The 15,478-nt window shown below is 71.2% G+C and carries 17 protein-coding genes and 4 tRNA genes; 13 read left to right on the forward strand and 8 right to left on the reverse strand.

The features are described 5' to 3' along the window. Nucleotides 1-32: 32 nt before the first annotated feature. Nucleotides 33-1,295, reverse strand: a complete 1,263-nt coding sequence (locus ACFWV8_RS00715) for an APC family permease (RefSeq protein WP_384196740.1) — start codon at nt 1,293-1,295, stop codon at nt 33-35. Between the two features lie 86 nt (nt 1,296-1,381). Between ACFWV8_RS00715 and ACFWV8_RS00720 the strand changes: the two genes are divergently transcribed. Beyond that, nucleotides 1,382-1,651 (forward strand): GlsB/YeaQ/YmgE family stress response membrane protein, encoded by a 270-nt coding sequence (locus tag ACFWV8_RS00720; protein ID WP_384196742.1) that lies wholly within the window; start codon nt 1,382-1,384, stop codon nt 1,649-1,651. A gap of 6 nt (nt 1,652-1,657) precedes the next feature. Here ACFWV8_RS00720 and ACFWV8_RS00725 read toward each other — a convergent pair whose 3' ends face one another. Beyond that, nucleotides 1,658-2,317 carry an alpha-ketoglutarate-dependent dioxygenase AlkB family protein gene (locus tag ACFWV8_RS00725; RefSeq protein WP_384196744.1) on the reverse strand — a complete coding sequence of 220 codons (660 nt, stop codon included), beginning with the start codon at nt 2,315-2,317 and terminating at the stop codon, nt 1,658-1,660. A gap of 139 nt (nt 2,318-2,456) precedes the next feature. After that, on the reverse strand, nt 2,457-2,945 hold the full coding sequence (locus tag ACFWV8_RS00730; RefSeq protein ID WP_329383210.1) for a YajQ family cyclic di-GMP-binding protein: 489 nt from the start codon (nt 2,943-2,945) through the stop codon (nt 2,457-2,459). Nucleotides 2,946-3,172: 227 nt separating this feature from the next. On the opposite strand from ACFWV8_RS00730, the gene ACFWV8_RS00735 reads away from it, so the two are divergent. Then, nucleotides 3,173-3,254 (forward strand) — tRNA-Tyr (locus tag ACFWV8_RS00735). A 64-nt stretch (nt 3,255-3,318) separates the two neighbouring features. On the opposite strand, the gene ACFWV8_RS00740 is transcribed toward ACFWV8_RS00735, so the two are convergent. Both ACFWV8_RS00740 and ACFWV8_RS00745 read right to left on the reverse strand, forming a co-directional pair. Beyond that, entirely contained in the window at nt 3,319-3,978 is a 660-nt protein-coding gene (locus ACFWV8_RS00740) for an SDR family oxidoreductase (RefSeq protein ID WP_384196746.1), read from the reverse strand. A gap of 92 nt (nt 3,979-4,070) precedes the next feature. Then, nucleotides 4,071-5,318, reverse strand: coding sequence for an amidohydrolase family protein (locus tag ACFWV8_RS00745; protein WP_384196748.1), 1,248 nt, complete (start codon nt 5,316-5,318; stop codon nt 4,071-4,073). Nucleotides 5,319-5,633: 315 nt separating this feature from the next. Here ACFWV8_RS00745 and ACFWV8_RS00750 point away from each other — a divergent pair. The 8 genes from ACFWV8_RS00750 to ACFWV8_RS00785 all read left to right on the forward strand — a co-directional run bounded on the left by ACFWV8_RS00750 (nt 5,634) and on the right by ACFWV8_RS00785 (nt 10,458). Continuing rightward, nucleotides 5,634-5,706, forward strand: a tRNA-Thr gene (locus tag ACFWV8_RS00750). A 47-nt stretch (nt 5,707-5,753) separates the two neighbouring features. After that, a tRNA-Met gene (locus ACFWV8_RS00755) sits at nt 5,754-5,826 on the forward strand. An 89-nt stretch (nt 5,827-5,915) separates the two neighbouring features. Next, nucleotides 5,916-6,080, forward strand: a complete 165-nt coding sequence (gene rpmG, locus ACFWV8_RS00760; RefSeq protein ID WP_003956487.1) for a 50S ribosomal protein L33 — start codon at nt 5,916-5,918, stop codon at nt 6,078-6,080. A gap of 130 nt (nt 6,081-6,210) precedes the next feature. Beyond that, entirely contained in the window at nt 6,211-6,663 is a 453-nt protein-coding gene (locus ACFWV8_RS00765) for a MaoC family dehydratase N-terminal domain-containing protein (protein ID WP_384196750.1), read from the forward strand. A gap of 5 nt (nt 6,664-6,668) precedes the next feature. Continuing rightward, entirely contained in the window at nt 6,669-7,097 is a 429-nt protein-coding gene (locus ACFWV8_RS00770) for a MaoC family dehydratase (protein ID WP_384196752.1), read from the forward strand. 102 nt (nt 7,098-7,199) lie between these two features. Continuing rightward, nucleotides 7,200-7,763: a TetR/AcrR family transcriptional regulator gene (locus ACFWV8_RS00775; RefSeq protein ID WP_384196754.1), complete on the forward strand. Its 564-nt coding sequence runs from the start codon at nt 7,200-7,202 to the stop codon at nt 7,761-7,763. 102 nt (nt 7,764-7,865) lie between these two features. Beyond that, nucleotides 7,866-9,329: an MFS transporter gene (locus ACFWV8_RS00780; RefSeq protein ID WP_384196756.1), complete on the forward strand. Its 1,464-nt coding sequence runs from the start codon at nt 7,866-7,868 to the stop codon at nt 9,327-9,329. A 73-nt stretch (nt 9,330-9,402) separates the two neighbouring features. Continuing rightward, the gene (locus tag ACFWV8_RS00785; protein WP_384196758.1) at nt 9,403-10,458 is read left to right on the forward strand and encodes a UDP-N-acetylmuramate dehydrogenase; all 1,056 of its coding nucleotides are present in this window, start codon (nt 9,403-9,405) and stop codon (nt 10,456-10,458) included. Nucleotides 10,459-11,006: 548 nt separating this feature from the next. Here the strand turns inward: ACFWV8_RS00785 and ACFWV8_RS00790 are convergent. Beyond that, a complete protein-coding gene (locus ACFWV8_RS00790; protein WP_384196759.1) occupies nt 11,007-11,642 on the reverse strand; it encodes an NAD(P)-dependent oxidoreductase in 636 nt (211 codons plus the stop codon). A gap of 104 nt (nt 11,643-11,746) precedes the next feature. Here ACFWV8_RS00790 and ACFWV8_RS00795 point away from each other — a divergent pair, with 104 nt between their 5' ends. Next, the gene (locus ACFWV8_RS00795; protein ID WP_384196761.1) at nt 11,747-12,349 is read left to right on the forward strand and encodes a TetR/AcrR family transcriptional regulator; all 603 of its coding nucleotides are present in this window, start codon (nt 11,747-11,749) and stop codon (nt 12,347-12,349) included. A gap of 20 nt (nt 12,350-12,369) precedes the next feature. On the opposite strand, the gene ACFWV8_RS00800 is transcribed toward ACFWV8_RS00795, so the two are convergent. Both ACFWV8_RS00800 and ACFWV8_RS00805 read right to left on the reverse strand, forming a co-directional pair. After that, nucleotides 12,370-13,428, reverse strand: a complete 1,059-nt coding sequence (locus ACFWV8_RS00800; RefSeq protein ID WP_384196763.1) for an adenosine deaminase — start codon at nt 13,426-13,428, stop codon at nt 12,370-12,372. A gap of 119 nt (nt 13,429-13,547) precedes the next feature. Beyond that, nucleotides 13,548-14,774: a pyridoxal phosphate-dependent aminotransferase gene (locus ACFWV8_RS00805; RefSeq protein WP_384196764.1), complete on the reverse strand. Its 1,227-nt coding sequence runs from the start codon at nt 14,772-14,774 to the stop codon at nt 13,548-13,550. 226 nt (nt 14,775-15,000) lie between these two features. Here ACFWV8_RS00805 and ACFWV8_RS00810 point away from each other — a divergent pair. Together ACFWV8_RS00810 and secE are read left to right on the forward strand one after the other, a co-directional pair. Further along, nucleotides 15,001-15,073, forward strand: a tRNA-Trp gene (locus tag ACFWV8_RS00810). 108 nt (nt 15,074-15,181) lie between these two features. After that, nucleotides 15,182-15,472, forward strand: coding sequence for a preprotein translocase subunit SecE (gene secE / locus ACFWV8_RS00815; protein WP_329383175.1), 291 nt, complete (start codon nt 15,182-15,184; stop codon nt 15,470-15,472). Nucleotides 15,473-15,478 lie beyond the last annotated feature (6 nt).

A 15,478-nucleotide genomic window follows, 5' to 3' on the forward strand; every position in this document is an offset into this window, starting at 1 on the left:
CCAGCGGGCCTCAGCGGCGCCGCAGTGACGCCTCAGCGGCTCGTACGGCTCCGGGCGGCGTACCAGGCCGCCCCCAGCAGCAGCACCGCGGCCCCGGAGACGACCGACGCGGCGGGCAGCGCGAAGGCCAGCACGACACAGCCCGCGAGACCGACCGCCGCCCGTATCCGTACGGGCCGCGAACCGAGCGTCCACGCCGAGGCGTTGGCGATCGCGTAGTACGCCAGCACCCCGAAGGACGAGAAGCCGATCGCCCCGCGCACGTCCGCCGTCGCCGCCAGCACGGCCACGACCGCGCCCACCGCCACCTCGGCCCGGTGCGGCACCTGGAAGCGGGGATGCACGGCGGCCAGCCCGCGCGGCAGATGCCCGTCCCGCGCCATCGCCAGCGTCGTACGGGAGATCCCGAGGATCAGGGCCAGCAGCGCCCCGAGCGCCCCCGCGGCGGCCCCGACACGCACCACGGGCACCAGCCAGGACGCCCCGGCGGCCCGTACGGCATCGGCCAGCGGGGCCGCCGAACGCCCCAACTCCCCGGCCCCGAGGACCGACAGCGCCGCGACCGCCACGCACGCGTAGACGGCCAGCACGAGGCCAAGGGCCAGCGGGACGGCGCGCGGGATCGTACGGGCCGGGTCACGCACCTCCTCTCCGAGCGTGGTGATGCGGGCGTATCCGGCGAAGGCGAAGAAGAGCAGCCCGGCGGCCCCCAGCACCCCCCACGCCGTGACCGACCCCGCCTCCGGCTCGCCCTCCGTACCGAGACCGAGACCGAGCCCCAGCCGCCCGGCGTCGGCCGCGTCCGAGCCGAGGCACACGACCACGACGGCGGCGAGGACCCCCAGCACCACCGCCACGATCACCCGCGTCAGTGCCGCCGACTTCCGCACGCCCCCGTAGTTCACCGCGGTCAGGACCACCACCGCCGCGACGGCCACCGCGTGCGCCTGCCCCGGCCACACGTACGCCCCGACCGTCAGCGCCATCGCCGCGCACGAGGCGGTCTTGCCGACCACGAAGGCCCAGCCCGCCAGCCACCCCCAGAACGGACCCAGCCGCTCACGGCCGTACACGTATGTCCCGCCCGAAGCCGGGTAGTCGACCGCGAGCCGGGCCGACGACATCGCGTTGCAGTACGCCACCACGGCGGCCACCGCCAGCCCCCACAACAGACCGGTTCCGGCCGCCCCTGCGGCAGGCCCCAGCGCGACGAAGACACCCGCCCCGAGCATCGCCCCGAGACCGACCACGACGGCGTCGAAGACGCCCAGCGTGCGACGCAGCTCCTGTGTCATACGCCGCACGCTATCGACGTCCGCAACCGCGGCCCGCCCCACGGGCGTCTTTCCGCGGAACACAGCACGAAAGGCAGGTTCACGGCATGACCATCATCGGCTGGCTCGTCCTCGGACTCCTCGCCGGAGCCGTCGCCAAGATCCTGCTGCCCGGCCGGGACCCGGGCGGCCTGATCGGCACCACCCTCATCGGCATCGTCGGCGCCTTCATCGGTGGCTGGATATCGTCCCGCTGGCTGGACCGCCCGATCGACACCGACTTCTTCGACGCGGCCACCTGGGCGGCGGCGATCGGTGGCTCCCTGGTGCTGCTGATCATTTACCGCCTCCTCTTCGGCCACTCCCGCTCCCGCTGACGAGGCTCAGTCGCCGAGTCCGGTCTCGCGGAGGGTGATGTTCAGCCGCCCGGCGCGCATCCCGCTCGCCGGGCCGGCTGTGCCCGGATACACCTTGGTCACGCCGTGGAACGCGAGCCGGGCCGGCCCGCCGAAGACGAAGAGATCACCGGACGCCAACTCGACATCCGTATAAGGACGCGTCCGCGTCTCCGTGTTGCCGAACCGGAAGACGCAGCTGTCACCGATGCTCAGCGACACCACGGGCGCCCGGGACTTCTCGTCCTTGTCCTGGTGCATGCCCATCCTGGCGTCGCCTTCGTAGAAGTTGACCAGCGCGGTGTCGGGCGCGTAACCGGCCCCGGCCCCCGCTCCGTACGCCTCGTCGACCGCCGCCCGCCCCAACTCCCCGAGCCACGCGGGAAAAGGCGCGACCGGCGCGCCGTTCACGTCCCCGGCGGTACGGGTGTAGCGGTACGGCTGCCAGTGCCACCCCAGACAGACGGTCCGCACGGACATCACACCTCCGTTGGGCAGCCGGGTGTGCCGCATGGGCACGGGCCCCCGCGCCCACTCCCGGCAAGCCTCCACCAACTCCCGCTGCCGCGCCTCACTCAGCCACCCGGGCACATGCACGGCCCCTTCCCCAAGGACGACCCGTTCTGGCGGAAACAACGCGTCACTCAACGGAACCACCTTCTTAGGAGGAGAACGCAACGAGAGGAGAACGCAACGAGGGCCGCGGCCGGGAAGTCCCCGGCCGGCCGCCCTCGTTGTGCCGTGTTTGTGCCGGACCGGCGACGCCCGCGCCCGGCGGGGCCTTCGGTCAGCGGTAGTTGACGTACTGCAGCGCGAAGTCGAAGTCCTGCCCCTTCAACAGCGCCTGTACGGCCTGAAGATCGTCCCGGCTCTTCGAGCTGACCCGCAGCTCGTCGCCCTGCACGAGCGCCTTGACGCCCTTGGGGCCCTCATCGCGGATGATCTTGGCGACCTTCTTCGCGTTCTCCTGGGAGATGCCCTCCTCGATGGACGCGAAGATCTTGTACTCCTTGCCGGACTGCTGCGGCTCGCCCGCGTCCAGCGCCTTCAGCGAGATGCCCCGCTTGATCAGCTTGGACTGGAAGACGTCGAGGATCGCGTTGACCCGCTCCTCGCTGTTGGCCTGCATAAGGATCTTCTCGCCGGACCAGGCGATCGAGGCTCCGACGTTCTTGAAGTCGTACCGCTGGGAGACCTCCTTCGCGGTCTGGTTGAGGGCGTTGTCGACCTCCTGCCGCTCGACCTTCGAGACGATGTCGAAACTGGAGTCGGCCATGTCCTGTGGCTCCTTGAATCGGGTGCTGGAAAGAGAGCCGCGACTCGTGCCGCGACTGATGCCGAAACTACGGCCGGGCCCCCGGCCCGCTCCGGTAAAGGGTAGTCATCCCGCCCCCCTCCCGGCCTGATCAATCCGGTGGCGGAGCACCCCTGGGCATCGGGTATCGTTTACGTCGTTGCCACGGAGCAGCGCCCCACAGCGCCGGTCCCGCGACGACATCCCATGGCGGTGTGCCCGAGTGGCCAATGGGAGCGGACTGTAAATCCGCCGGCTTAGCCTTCCCAGGTTCGAATCCTGGCGCCGCCACACGGAAATGATGGCCCCTGACCCGCGGAGACGCGGACCAGGGGCCATCGTCGTCAGCTCACCATCAGCCGGACGACGCCGCGTTCTTCACCGCTTCCGCCACCGGCACCGTCCCGCTGATCAGCTCCAGCGTCAGCCCCGCCGTCGCCGGTGTCTCCACCAACTCCACCAGCGTCGCCGCCACATCGTCCCGGGGCACCGGGCCACGGCCTGTTGACGGCGCGAGGTTCACGACGCCCGTGCCCGCGTCGTTCGTGAGCATTCCCGGGCGCAGCACCGTCGTGTCGAGCCCCTGCCTGCCCATGACGTACGCGTCCGCCGCGCCCTTGGCCCGCAGATAGTGGTCGAAGATGTCGTCGCCCCGGTGGTCCGGGTCGGCGCCCATGGACGAGACGATCACGTAGCGCCGTACGCCCGCCCGTTCCGCCGCGTCGGCGAAGAGGACCGCCGCGCCCCGGTCGACGGTGTCCTTGCGTTCCGTCGTGCTGCCCGGCCCCGCTCCGGCGGCGAAGACCGCCGCGCCGGCGCCCTCCAGCACAGCGGCGACCTCGTCCACCGAGGCCGACTCCAGATCGAGCACGACGGCTTCGGCGCCCGCGTCCCGCAGATCGTCCGCCTGTTCGGGTTTGCGGATGATTCCCGCGACCTCGTGTTCGCGCGCGGCGAGCAGCCGCTCCAGCCGCAGCGCGATCTGACCGTGTCCTCCGGCGATGACAATTCGCATGCTCACGACGGTACGTCCGACGGGCGGTCACCGCTCACGCGGCACCTCCGTAGGAGGCACGCCCCGCACGGCACGCCCCGCACGCACGTCCCTCACGGCCGCGTCTCCGGCCGCCCCTGCCGTCCCTGCCGGGGCAGATCCAACGGCACGGCCACCGCCGAGTCGTCGCAGTACTCCCGCACCGCGTTCGTCCGGGCCACCACCCGCCCCCGGTGAATGACGATCCTGCTGTACGCCAGCGACAGCACCCCCTCCAGCCGGTCCCCCCGCACCGCCAGCAACTCCGCCGGAAAGCCCGCCTCCACCCGTACCTCCGGCAGCCGCATCGCCTCACGCGCGGCCGTGCTCACCGCCTCGTACGCCTCCGCCGCCCGCAGCCCTCCTTGGGAGGCCAGCAGATACGCCGCCTCCAACGGATCCCCTCGCCCCACCGGGTTCGCCACGTCCTGTACGGCCCCGCTGCCCGCCGCCACCCGCACCCCGGCGGCACGCAGCACCCGTACGGGCGCCACCCCCCGCTGCTCGACCCCGCCGCAGCCGCCCTGCGGCACACAGACCACGGTCACACCCGCCGCCGCCAACTGGTCCGCAGCCCGGCCCGTCACGTCCGCCGGCAGCCGGGACAGCCCCGCGCAGGGCCCGATCGAGACGCCGGGCCGCAGCCCGCCGGCCATCGCCGCGAGACGCGCGAGGCGTGCCGGGTCGCCGCCGTCCGTATGGAGGTCGACCGGACAGCCGTGCTCTGCTGCCACGGTCAGCACCGATTCCACGTATCCGGCCGGGTCGGGGTCGAGGTCCGGGCAGCCGCCCACCACCTCCGCGCCCATCTTCACCGCGTCCCGCAGCATCGCCAGCCCGTCGGCGCCCGCGATCCCGGTCAGCAGGCGCGGGACGGCGACGACCGTCAGATTCCCGAGCCCCCGCAGCGAACGCCGCGCCTCGAGCACCGCCTCCATGGGCTCCAACTCCCGCGCGTCACCGACCCGCACATGTGTCCGCAGCGTCGTCGCCCCGTGCCCGACCTGGAGCAGCGCTGCCTCGGTCGCCCGGCGCTGGACGGACTCGGGGTCGTACGAGACGGGCCCGTCCGGCGTGACGGCGCTCAGCGCGGTGTCGCTGTGCGCGTGCGGCTCGGCGGGGGCGGGCAGGAGCAGATGCCCGTCGAGGTCCAGGCAGGCGTCGGTCGCGGGAAGGCTGCCTGCGGTGCCGACGGCCTCGATACGGCCGCCGCTCAGCAGTACGTCGACGGCGCGGCCGTCGACGAGCCGGGCCCTGCGCAGCAGCAGCGCGGGGGCGTTCGCCGTGATGCCGTCCGACGGCTCCGGCTGGCTGTCGGGCATCGTCCTCCTGGTGGGCTCCTGGGTGGGGGCGGTGAAGCTCTGGCTGCAAGATCACGCAGCGTGCGTCGAGCCTAGAGCCGCCCCGCGCGGGCTTCGAGGAGGAAAGAAATAGTCATACCGCTGTGGCTCTTACCGGGCGCCCGGGACGGCGCGCACGGCCGTCCTGGCGCCCGCTCAACACCCTTCCCGCGCCCGCCCGACGCCCTCCCCACGCACACCCGACATCCGCCCCGGCACGGAAGGGGACAGGTGGGACGAGAGGCCGGAAACGGATTTGGGCGAACGGCGACGGACCGTGTAATGTCTTCATCGCTCGCCCCAATAGCTCAGTCGGTAGAGCGTCTCCATGGTAAGGAGAAGGTCTACGGTTCGATTCCGTATTGGGGCTCTGGTGTTCGGCCCTCCTCGCCTTCGGGTGAGGAGATCCGACATCACAGCGGTGTAGCTCAGTCGGTAGAGCAAGCGGCTCATAATCGCTGTGTCACCGGTTCAAGTCCGGTCACCGCTACACACGGTAGCCGATGGTGGGGGCGATCCTTCGATCGGCTACTCTTTTATGCGTTAACCCGTCAATCTGTCCGTCCAAGGAGCACTCACGTGGCTGCCACCGACGTCCGCCCGAAGATCACGCTGGCCTGCGTGGAGTGCAAGGAGCGGAACTACATCACCAAGAAGAACCGGCGCAACAACCCGGACCGTCTTGAGATGAAGAAGCACTGCCCTCGCTGCAACTCGCACACGGCTCACCGCGAAACGCGCTGAACCAGGCTCGCACCCGAGGCCGTCCCCTTGACCGGGGGGCGGCCTCGTGTCGTTTGCCGCGCCCGATCCATAGTTGGGCACCATTCATCAGGGCAGTCTCAGGGCAGTCTGATCAGGAGGGAACGAGTCCATGGCGCTCGACCAGTCCTTCGTCGGGCGGACGTATCCGCCGACCGAGCCGTACGAGGTCGGCCGGGAGAAGATCCGCGAGTTCGCCGAGGCGGTGGGTGACACCAATCCCGCGTACGTCGATCCGGACGCCGCGAAGGCGTTCGGTCACCTCGACGTGATCGCCCCCCCGACGTTCGTCTTCGCGATCACCTTCAAGGCGGCGCGGGAGGTCATCGCCGATCCGCGGCTGGGTCTCGACTACAGCCGGGTCGTGCACGGCGACCAGAAGTTCGTCTACACCCGTCCCGTACGTGCGGGCGACCGGCTGACGGTCACCTCCACCATCGAGGGAATCAAGTCCATCGCGGGCAACGACATCCTCGACGTCCGCGGCGAGGTGCACGACGAGGCGGGCGCGCACGTCGTGACCGCGTGGACCAAGCTGGTGGCGCGCGCCGCCGAGGGGGAGTGAGGCCGATGGCCACGCAGATCGCCTACGACAACGTCGAGATCGGTACGGAGCTGCCGGCCGCGACGTTCCCGGTGACGCGCGACACCCTGGTGCGCTACGCGGGCGCATCGGGCGACTTCAACCCGATTCACTGGAACGAGAAGTTCGCGCGGGAGGTCGGGCTGCCCGACGTCATCGCGCACGGCATGTTCACGATGGCCGAGGCCGTCCGGGTGGTGACCGACTGGGTGGGGGACCCGGGGGCCGTGGTCGAGTACGGCGTCCGCTTCACCAAACCCGTCGTGGTGCCCAACGACGACAAGGGCGCGGTCATCGAGGTGACCGCCAAGATCGGCGACAAGCTCGACGACAACCGCGTACGCGTGGATCTGACGGCGACCAGCGAGGGCAAGAAGGTGCTGGGGATGTCCCGCGCCGTCGTCCAGCTGGCCTAGGTGCGGCCGGTTCCCGGGCGCCGTCCGGCGCCCGGGAACGTGGGGCGAGTTCAGGGCTTGACAAGTAAGTAATCAATCAATAACTTACTTCTCATGGTCAGGATGAGCGCAGAAGAGCGACGCGAGAGCGTCATCCACGCGGCGATCACCGAATTCGCCCGCACCGGGTATCAAGGCACCTCCACCGAGGCGATCGCCCGCCGCGTGGGCGTCTCGCAGCCGTACCTCTTCCGCCTCTTCCCGAACAAGCAGGCGATCTTCCTCGCGGCGTCGGAGCGCTGCCTCCAGGACACCCGGCGCATCTTCGAGGAGGCGTCCGAGGGGGTCGCCCCCGACGAGGTCATCCACTCCATGGCCCGCGCCTATCAGCAGCTCATCGCGGACGACCCGGACAAGCTGATGATGCAGATGCAGATGTACGTCGCCGTCGCGGCGGCCGAAGCGGCGGGGGACCACGAATTCGGCGCCTCCGTACGGGCCGCGTGGTCGCGGCTCTGGGACACCGCGCATCTGGCGCTGGGTGCGGACGTGAAGGAGACGACGACGTTCCTGGCCTTCGGCATGCTGGTCAACACCCTGCTGGCGCTGGGGTTTCCGGCCGACGACCGCGTCTGGGGCGGCTTCTACGACTCCGCGCGGCCGCTGGCCGGCGGCTCGGACGGCTGATCCGAGGCGGGCGGCCCCGCTCATGCTTTTCGCTACTCGTTTCATGCCCTTTTCATGGCCCGGAAAGTTAGTAATCCATAACTAATCAGATCGGGGAGAACAATGAACCAGCCAGCAGCCCGCGGCGGCGCGAACGCCACCTGGGCCCTCGTCATCACCGGCGCCGCGGGCTTCATGGCGGCCCTCGACAACCTCGTCGTCACCACCGCCCTGCCGTCCATCCGCGAGGACCTCGGCGGCAAACTCGCCGACCTTGAGTGGACGGTCAACGCCTACACGCTCACCTTCGCGGTGCTGCTCATGTTCGGCGCGGCCCTCGGCGACCGCTTCGGCCGCCGCAGGCTCTTCGTCGGCGGCCTCTCGATCTTCACCGCGGCGTCCGCCGCCGCGGCCCTCGCGCCCGGCATCAACAGCCTCATCGCCGCACGCGCGGTCCAGGGAGTCGGCGCGGCGATCATGATGCCGCTGGCACTCACCCTGCTCACCGCGGCGGTCCCGGCCGCGAAGCGCGGCGCGGCCCTCGGCATTTTCAGTGCTGTCACCGGCATCGCCGTGGCCGCGGGTCCGCTCGTCGGCGGGAGCCTCACCGAACACATCTCCTGGGAATGGATCTTCTGGCTGAACGTCCCGGTCGGCCTCGTGCTGCTGCCGCTCGCCAGGACCCGGCTCAAGGAGTCGTACGCCCCGAACGCCCGTATCGACATCCCCGGCACCCTGCTCATCAGCGGCGGCCTCTTCGGCATCGTCTACGCCCTGGTCACCGCCAACACCGAGGGCTGGACCAGCCCGCTCGTCCTCACCGGGCTGATCGTCGGCACAGCCTTGATCGGCGGCTTCGTACGCCACGGCATCCGCAGGCCCGACTCGATGCTGCCCATGCGGCTGTTCAAGGACCGCACCTTCGCCGGGATCAACGCCGCGAGCCTGCTGATGTTCCTGGGCATGTTCGGTTCGATCTTCCTGCTCAGCCAGTTCATGCAGGGCGTCGCCGGCTACTCGCCCACCGAGGCCGGCCTGCGGATGCTGCCCTGGACCGCGATGCCGCTGCTCGTCGCGCCGCTCGCCGGGATCCTCTCCGACCGGATCGGCGGCCGGCCCGTCGTCACCACGGGGCTCGCCCTCCAGGCCGTCGGACTGGCCCTGTTCGCGATGGTCATCGAGCCCGGTGTGTCGTACGCGGCGCAGCTGCCCGCCCTGATCATCAGCGGGATCGGCATGGCGATGTACTTCGCCCCCGCCGCCAGCCTGGTCATGTCCAGCGTCAGGCCCGAGGAGCAGGGGATCGCGTCCGGCGCCAACAACGCGCTGCGCGAGGTCGGCGGAGCGCTCGGCGTCGCGGTCCTCGGGGCGGTGTTCTCCGCGCAGGGCGGTTACGAGACGCCGCAGATCTTCGTCGACGGCACGGTCCCGGCCCTGTGGATCGGCTCGGCGGTCGTGGGGGTCGCGGCCCTGGCGGCCCTGGCCATGCCGGGCCGCCGGGCGCGGGCGAAGACCGTACTGCTGGGGAAGCCGGAAGCCGGGTCGGAAGCCGGGTCGGCGGGGGAGCGCAAGACGGTCGGTGTCTGACAGCCCCCGGCGCGGCGCGGAGCGGTCCGGTCCGGAGACGAATCGTCTCCCGACCGGACCGTAGTCTTGTCCCGTGCAGGAACTCCAGGACGCTCCCCTCGCCCCGCTGACCACCTTCCGCCTCGGCGGCCCGGCCACCCGGCTGATCACCGCGACCACCGACGCCGAGGTCGTCACCGCCGTGCGCGAGGCGGACGACGCCGGCATCCCGCTCCTGATCATCGGCGGCGGCAGCAATCTGGTCATCGGCGACAAGGGCTTCGAGGGCACCGCCCTGCGCATCGCGACACGCGGCTTCTCCCTCACGGGTACGACGCTGGAACTGGCCGCCGGCGAGACCTGGACCGACGCCGTCGCCCGTACGGTCGACGCGGGGCTCGCGGGTATCGAATGCCTGGCCGGCGTCCCCGGCTCGGCCGGCGCCACCCCGATCCAGAACGTCGGCGCGTACGGCCAGGAGGTGTCCAGCACCATCACCGAGGTCGTCGCCTACGACCGCGCCACCCGGGAGATCCTGACCCTCGCCAACGCCGAGTGCGCCTTCTCGTACCGGCACAGCCGCTTCAAGGAGCACCCCGAGCGCTACGTCGTCCTGCGGGTCCGGTTCGCGCTGGAGGACGCGGGCGGGCTCTCGGCCCCGCTCAAGTACGCCGAGACGGCCCGCGCGCTCGGAGTCGCCCCCGGCGACCGCGTCCCGCTGGACGCCGCCCGCCGTACGGTGCTCGAACTGCGCGCGGGCAAGGGCATGGTGCTCGACCCCGCGGACCACGACACCTGGTCGGCCGGCTCTTTCTTTACCAACCCGATCCTCGACGACACGGCGTACGCGGCCTTCCTCGCCCGCGCGGCGGAGCGGCTGGGCCCGGACGTCACGCCGCCGGCGTACCCGGCGGGGGAGGGCCGCACGAAGACCTCGGCCGCGTGGCTGATCGACCGCGCGGGCTTCACCAAGGGGTACGGCACCGGCCCCGCCCGTATCTCCACCAAGCACACGCTCGCGCTGACCAACCGGGGCCACGCCACCACCGAGGACCTGCTCGCGCTCGCGCGGGAGGTCGTCGCGGGCGTCCGCGAGGCGTTCGGGATCACGCTGATCAACGAGCCGGTGACGGTCGGCGTCAGCCTCTGAGCCCGCCGTCGCCCGCCGAGGGGCGCCAGGGCGTGTCGGACGAACCCCGTCCGGTTCGGGCCCCCGGTCGGGCGGCCGATGTCCGGCCGCGCCCGCCGCGGAGCGGCTGGTGTCTCGTCGGCACGTGCGCTCTCCCCGCGGTCCTTCGGGCACGGGAGGCCCCCGCGTTGTCCACAGGGCTGAACCGGCCGAGCCCTGGGCGCTGCTGGTGCCCGCGCCGCCCCGTCGTGTCCGCCCCGGGACCGTGGTGACGAAGCGCTTCTTCCCCGCGCCTCATGTACGTCCCGTACGAGGGTGATCCTCCGCCCCGCGGTCGCACGCACCAGCCGCCGCGAGCCCCGTCGCGCGCGGCCGAGGCTGCTTTCACAGCACGCCCTGGCCGCAAGTCCTGGGCCGTGTCTTCGAAGTCCCGCCTGGCCTGCGGCGTCTGGCACGGCACCTCGCCGCGTTGGAGCACTCTCGAAGGCAGCCGAGTACGTCCAGTACGAGCACGGCCCCGCCTCGCAGGCGGACGGCGCTACTTCGAAGACACGGCCCAGCCCCGCCCCTCAGTACGCGACCCCCACCGGCCGCTTCACCGTCGCCGGGTCGTCGATCATCGCCAGCATCGCGTGGGCGAGGTCCGGGCGGCCGATCTTGTTGCCGCCGCGCGGGTTCGCCCCCACCACCGCGCGGTAGACGCCCGTCACCGGCTTGTTCAGAAGCTGCGGGGGCCGGACGGCGGTCCAGTCGGTCCCGCTGCGGGCCAGTTCCTCCTCCATCCGCGCCAGGTCGTCGTAGACGGGCCTGAGCACGACCTTGACCACACCCAGCGCCACCTTCCCCAGCAGCGGCTCGTCCGGCGGCACCTCGCCGACCGGGGCCGCGCTCACCACCAGCAGCCGGCGCACGCCCTCCGCGTCCATCGCCCGCAGGATCGAGCGGGTCACCGGCGCGGCGATCCCCGCGTCCTTGCGCCCGCGCGGACCGACGCCCGACAGCACCGCGTCACGGCCGGCCACGGCGGCCCGCAGCGACTCCGGGTCGTCGAACGAGGCCGCGGTAACCACGTCGAGCCGGTCCCCGGTGACCTCCAGCCGCGCCGGGTCCCGTACCACCGCCGTGACCCGATGCCCCGCCGCCAGTGCCTGCCGCACGATCTCCCGGCCGACGCCCCCGGTCGCCCCGAACACGGTGAGTCTCATCGCCCTCGCCTCTTCCGCTCTATGGTGGGTGAGTATTCACTCACCTCTATGGTGAGTATCCACCCACCCCCTCGTCAAGCCTTGTCAGAGCGATCGGAGCGCACATGAAGCCCGCGCGGGCCCGCATCCTGGACGCCGCCGCCCAACTCATGGGCACCATCGGGCTGGCACGCGCCACCACCAAGGAGATCGCGCGCGCCGCCGGGTGCTCGGAGGCCGCCCTCTACAAGTACTTCTCCGGCAAGGAGGAGCTCTTCCTGCGCGTATTGGAGGAGCGGCTGCCCCGCCTCGGCCCGCTGCTCTCCGAGCTCGGGGAGGGGCCGTTCGGCGCGAACGCCCGTCACAGCGTCGAGGAGAATCTCACCGAAGTCGTCCGCCAGGCAGCCCTCTTCTACGAGGCGACCTTTCCGATCGGCGCCTCGCTCTTCGCCGAACCGGCGCTGCTGCGCAGGCACGCCGAAGGGATCCGTGCCCTGGGCGCCGGCCCTCGGTGGCCGCTGCGCGCACTCGCCGGATATCTGCGCGCCGAACGTGAGGCCGGCCGCGTACGGGAGGGTGCCGACGTCGACGCCGTGGCGTCACTGCTGCTCGGCGCGTGCCTGCAACGGGCCTTCCTGAAGGCCTTCCCGGACGGCGAACAGGTCCCCCCGCTCGACGAGTTCGCCCCGGCCCTGGTACGGACGGTCCTGTCCCCGCTCAGCCCCTGACGGCCCCCGCCACCGTCCGCTCAGCCCTCCAGCCAGGCGTCGATCCCCGCCAGCAGCTTGTCCCGCGTCCCGTCCGGCGCCGCCGAGGCCCGCACCGACTGCCGTGCCAGCTCCGCCAGTTCGACGTCCGTGAACCCGTGGTGCCCGCGCACCAGTTCGTACTGCGCCGCGAGCCGCGACCCGAAGAGCAGCGGGTCGTCCGCGCCGAGCGCCATCGGCACCCCGGCCTCGAACAGAGTGCGCAGGGGTACGTCGTCGGGCTTCTCGTAGACACCCAGCGCCACGTTCGACGCCGGGCACACCTCACAGGTCACCCCGCGGTCGGCCAGCTTGCGCAGCAGCCGCGGGTCCTCGGCCGCCCGTACGCCGTGCCCGATCCGGCTCGCCCGCAGATCGTCCAGGCAGTCCCGCACCGACGAGGGCCCGCTCAACTCACCGCCGTGCGGCGCCGCGAGCAGCCCGCCCTCCCTGGCGATGGCGAAGGCCCGGTCGAAGTCCCGTGCCATGCCCCGGCGTTCGTCGTTCGACAGTCCGAAGCCGACGACGCCCCTGTCCGCGTACCGCACCGCGAGCCGCGCCAGCGTGCGGGCGTCCAGCGGATGCTTCATCCGGTTCGCCGCGACCACGACGCGCATCCCGAGCCCGGTGTCGCGCGACGCCGCGTCCACGGCGTCCAGGATGATCTCCAGCGCCGGGATCAGCCCGCCGAGCAGCGGGGCGTACGAGGTGGGGTCGACCTGGATCTCCAGCCACCCGGAGCCGTCCCGTACGTCCTCCTCGGCGGCCTCGCGGACCAGCCGCTGGATGTCCTCGGGGGCCCGCAGACAGGACCGGGCGATGTCGTAGAGCCGCTGGAAGCGGAACCAGCCCCGCTCGTCGGTCGCGCGCAGCTGGGGCGGCTCGCCGCCGGTGAGCGCGTCCGGGAGATGGACGCCGTACTTGTCGGCGAGCTCCAGCAGGGTCGTGGGCCGCATCGAGCCGGTGAAGTGCAGATGCAGATGGGCCTTGGGCAGCAGACGGATGTCGCGGGTGGCGCGGTCGTCACGCGTGGGGCGCGGGGGGCCGGAAACGTTCTCCATCCATGGATCTTGCCGTACGCGGGCGGACTGCGGGAGTCCCTTTCCACCTTCGGGCCGTCGCCCGAACGAAAGAACGGGCCCCGGACGCGCCGGGAACCCGTTCCGTCGAAGCGGCGCACTCAGTCGCGGGCCTCCGCCAGCAGCTTCTGGAGCCGCGCCACACCCTCGACCAGGTCCTCGTCGCCCAGGGCGTACGACAGCCGCAGATACCCCGGCGTACCGAACGCCTCACCAGGTACGACCGCGACCTCGGCCTCTTCCAGGATCAGGGTGGCGAGGTCGACCGAGCTCGCGGGCCGCTTGCCGCGGATCTCCTTGCCGAGCAGCGCCTTCACCGACGGGTACACGTAGAAGGCACCCTCTGGCTCCGGGCAGACCACGCCGTCGATCTCGTTGAGCATCCGGACGATGGTGCCCCGGCGCCGGTCGAAGGCGACCCGCATCTCGTCCACCGCGTCGAGACTCCCGGTCAGGGCGGCGAGCGCGGCGGCCTGCGAGACGTTGGCCACGTTCGACGTCGCGTGCGACTGGAGGTTGGTCGCGGCCTTCACCACGTCCTTGGGGCCGACGACCCAGCCCACCCGCCAGCCGGTCATCGCGTACGTCTTCGCCACACCGTTGACGACGACGCACTTGTCGCGCAGCTCGGGCACGGCCGCGGGCAGCGAGGTGAACTCGGCGCCGCCGTAGACGAGGTGCTCGTAGATCTCGTCCGTCATGACCCACAGGCCGTGCTCCACGGCCCAGCGGCCGACGGCCTCGGTGTCCTCGCGGCTGTAGACGGCGCCGGTCGGGTTGGACGGCGAGACGAAGAGCACGACCTTCGTACGCTCCGTGCGCGCCGCCTCCAACTGCTCGACCGAGACCCGGTAGCCGGTGGTCTCGTCGGCCACCACGTCCACCGGGACACCGCCGGCCAGCCGGATCGACTCGGGGTACGTCGTCCAGTACGGCGCCGGGACGATGACCTCGTCGCCCGGGTCGAGGATCGCGGCGAAGGCCTCGTAGATCGCCTGCTTGCCGCCGTTGGTGACCAGGACCTGGGCGGGGTCGATCTCGTAACCGGAGTCACGCAGCGTCTTCGCGACGATCGCGGCCTTCAGCTCGGGGAGCCCGCCGGCCGGGGTGTAGCGGTGGTACTTCGGGTTGTGGCAGGCCTCACTCGCGGCGTCGACGATGTAGTCGGGCGTCGGGAAGTCGGGCTCACCGGCGCCGAAGCCGATCACCGGCCGGCCGGCGGCCTTGAGGGCCTTGGCCTTGGCGTCGACGGCAAGGGTGGCGGACTCGGAGATTGCGCCGACTCGGGCGGAGACCCGGCGCTCGGTCGGAGGAATTGCAGCGCTCATGCGGGCCATGGTCCCAGACCCCCGGAGACCCGGGCACAGGGGTTTCGCCGAGTGGACAGCCCACGGACAGAGAGCGGACAGGTTCGGACAAGGGCCGGTCCGGTGTTACCTGTTCGACGCCGGGCCCCCGAGCACGTACACTCACTGGTCGTTGGCCCTCAGCCGCCACCGCCGATCCGGGCACGCCGTGCTTCCGGTCGGATGCGGTAGGTTGGGGAAAACACAAAGGGTCGTAGCTCAATTGGTAGAGCACTGGTCTCCAAAACCAGCGGTTGGGGGTTCAAGTCCCTCCGGCCCTGCTACACAATCCTTCGCCAGGATGTGTGCGCGTGTACGTACTTCAAAAGCACTGCCGTGCGGCTCCACCGGGCGCGGCACGGCCACGACCCGGAATCAGGTGAGAGAGCGTGACGGACGCCGTGGGCTCCATCGACAAGCCTGATGCTGACGATGACGAGACCCCCGAGTCGAGCAAGAAGACCCGCAAGGGTGGCAAGCGCGGCAAGAAGGGCCCGCTGGGCCGTCTCGCCCTCTTCTACCGTCAGATCGTCGCGGAGCTGCGCAAGGTCGTCTGGCCGACTCGCAACCAGCTGACGACCTACACGACTGTTGTGATCGTCTTCGTCGTCGTCATGATCGGTCTGGTGACCGTGATGGACTACGGCTTCCAGAGAGTAGTCAAGTACGTCTTCGGCTAGGCCCGC

The sequence above is a fragment of the Streptomyces sp. NPDC058665 genome, from assembly GCF_042714995.1.
Classification (GTDB): domain Bacteria; phylum Actinomycetota; class Actinomycetes; order Streptomycetales; family Streptomycetaceae; genus Streptomyces.

Excerpts from the sequence above, each read along its gene's own strand:
- ACFWV8_RS00715 (WP_384196740.1), bottom strand. The coding sequence starts at position 1,295 with ATGACACAGGAGCTGCGTCGCACGCTGGGCGTCTTCGACGCCGTCGTG.
- ACFWV8_RS00720 (WP_384196742.1), top strand. The coding sequence starts at position 1,382 with ATGACCATCATCGGCTGGCTCGTCCTCGGACTCCTCGCCGGAGCCGTC.
- ACFWV8_RS00730 (WP_329383210.1), bottom strand. The coding sequence starts at position 2,945 with ATGGCCGACTCCAGTTTCGACATCGTCTCGAAGGTCGAGCGGCAGGAG.
- ACFWV8_RS00740 (WP_384196746.1), bottom strand. The coding sequence starts at position 3,978 with ATGCGAATTGTCATCGCCGGAGGACACGGTCAGATCGCGCTGCGGCTG.
- ACFWV8_RS00745 (WP_384196748.1), bottom strand. The coding sequence starts at position 5,318 with ATGCCCGACAGCCAGCCGGAGCCGTCGGACGGCATCACGGCGAACGCC.
- ACFWV8_RS00765 (WP_384196750.1), top strand. The coding sequence starts at position 6,211 with ATGGCGCTCGACCAGTCCTTCGTCGGGCGGACGTATCCGCCGACCGAG.
- ACFWV8_RS00770 (WP_384196752.1), top strand. The coding sequence starts at position 6,669 with ATGGCCACGCAGATCGCCTACGACAACGTCGAGATCGGTACGGAGCTG.
- ACFWV8_RS00775 (WP_384196754.1), top strand. The coding sequence starts at position 7,200 with ATGAGCGCAGAAGAGCGACGCGAGAGCGTCATCCACGCGGCGATCACC.
- ACFWV8_RS00780 (WP_384196756.1), top strand. The coding sequence starts at position 7,866 with ATGAACCAGCCAGCAGCCCGCGGCGGCGCGAACGCCACCTGGGCCCTC.
- ACFWV8_RS00790 (WP_384196759.1), bottom strand. The coding sequence starts at position 11,642 with ATGAGACTCACCGTGTTCGGGGCGACCGGGGGCGTCGGCCGGGAGATC.
- ACFWV8_RS00795 (WP_384196761.1), top strand. The coding sequence starts at position 11,747 with ATGAAGCCCGCGCGGGCCCGCATCCTGGACGCCGCCGCCCAACTCATG.
- ACFWV8_RS00800 (WP_384196763.1), bottom strand. The coding sequence starts at position 13,428 with ATGGAGAACGTTTCCGGCCCCCCGCGCCCCACGCGTGACGACCGCGCC.
- ACFWV8_RS00805 (WP_384196764.1), bottom strand. The coding sequence starts at position 14,774 with ATGAGCGCTGCAATTCCTCCGACCGAGCGCCGGGTCTCCGCCCGAGTC.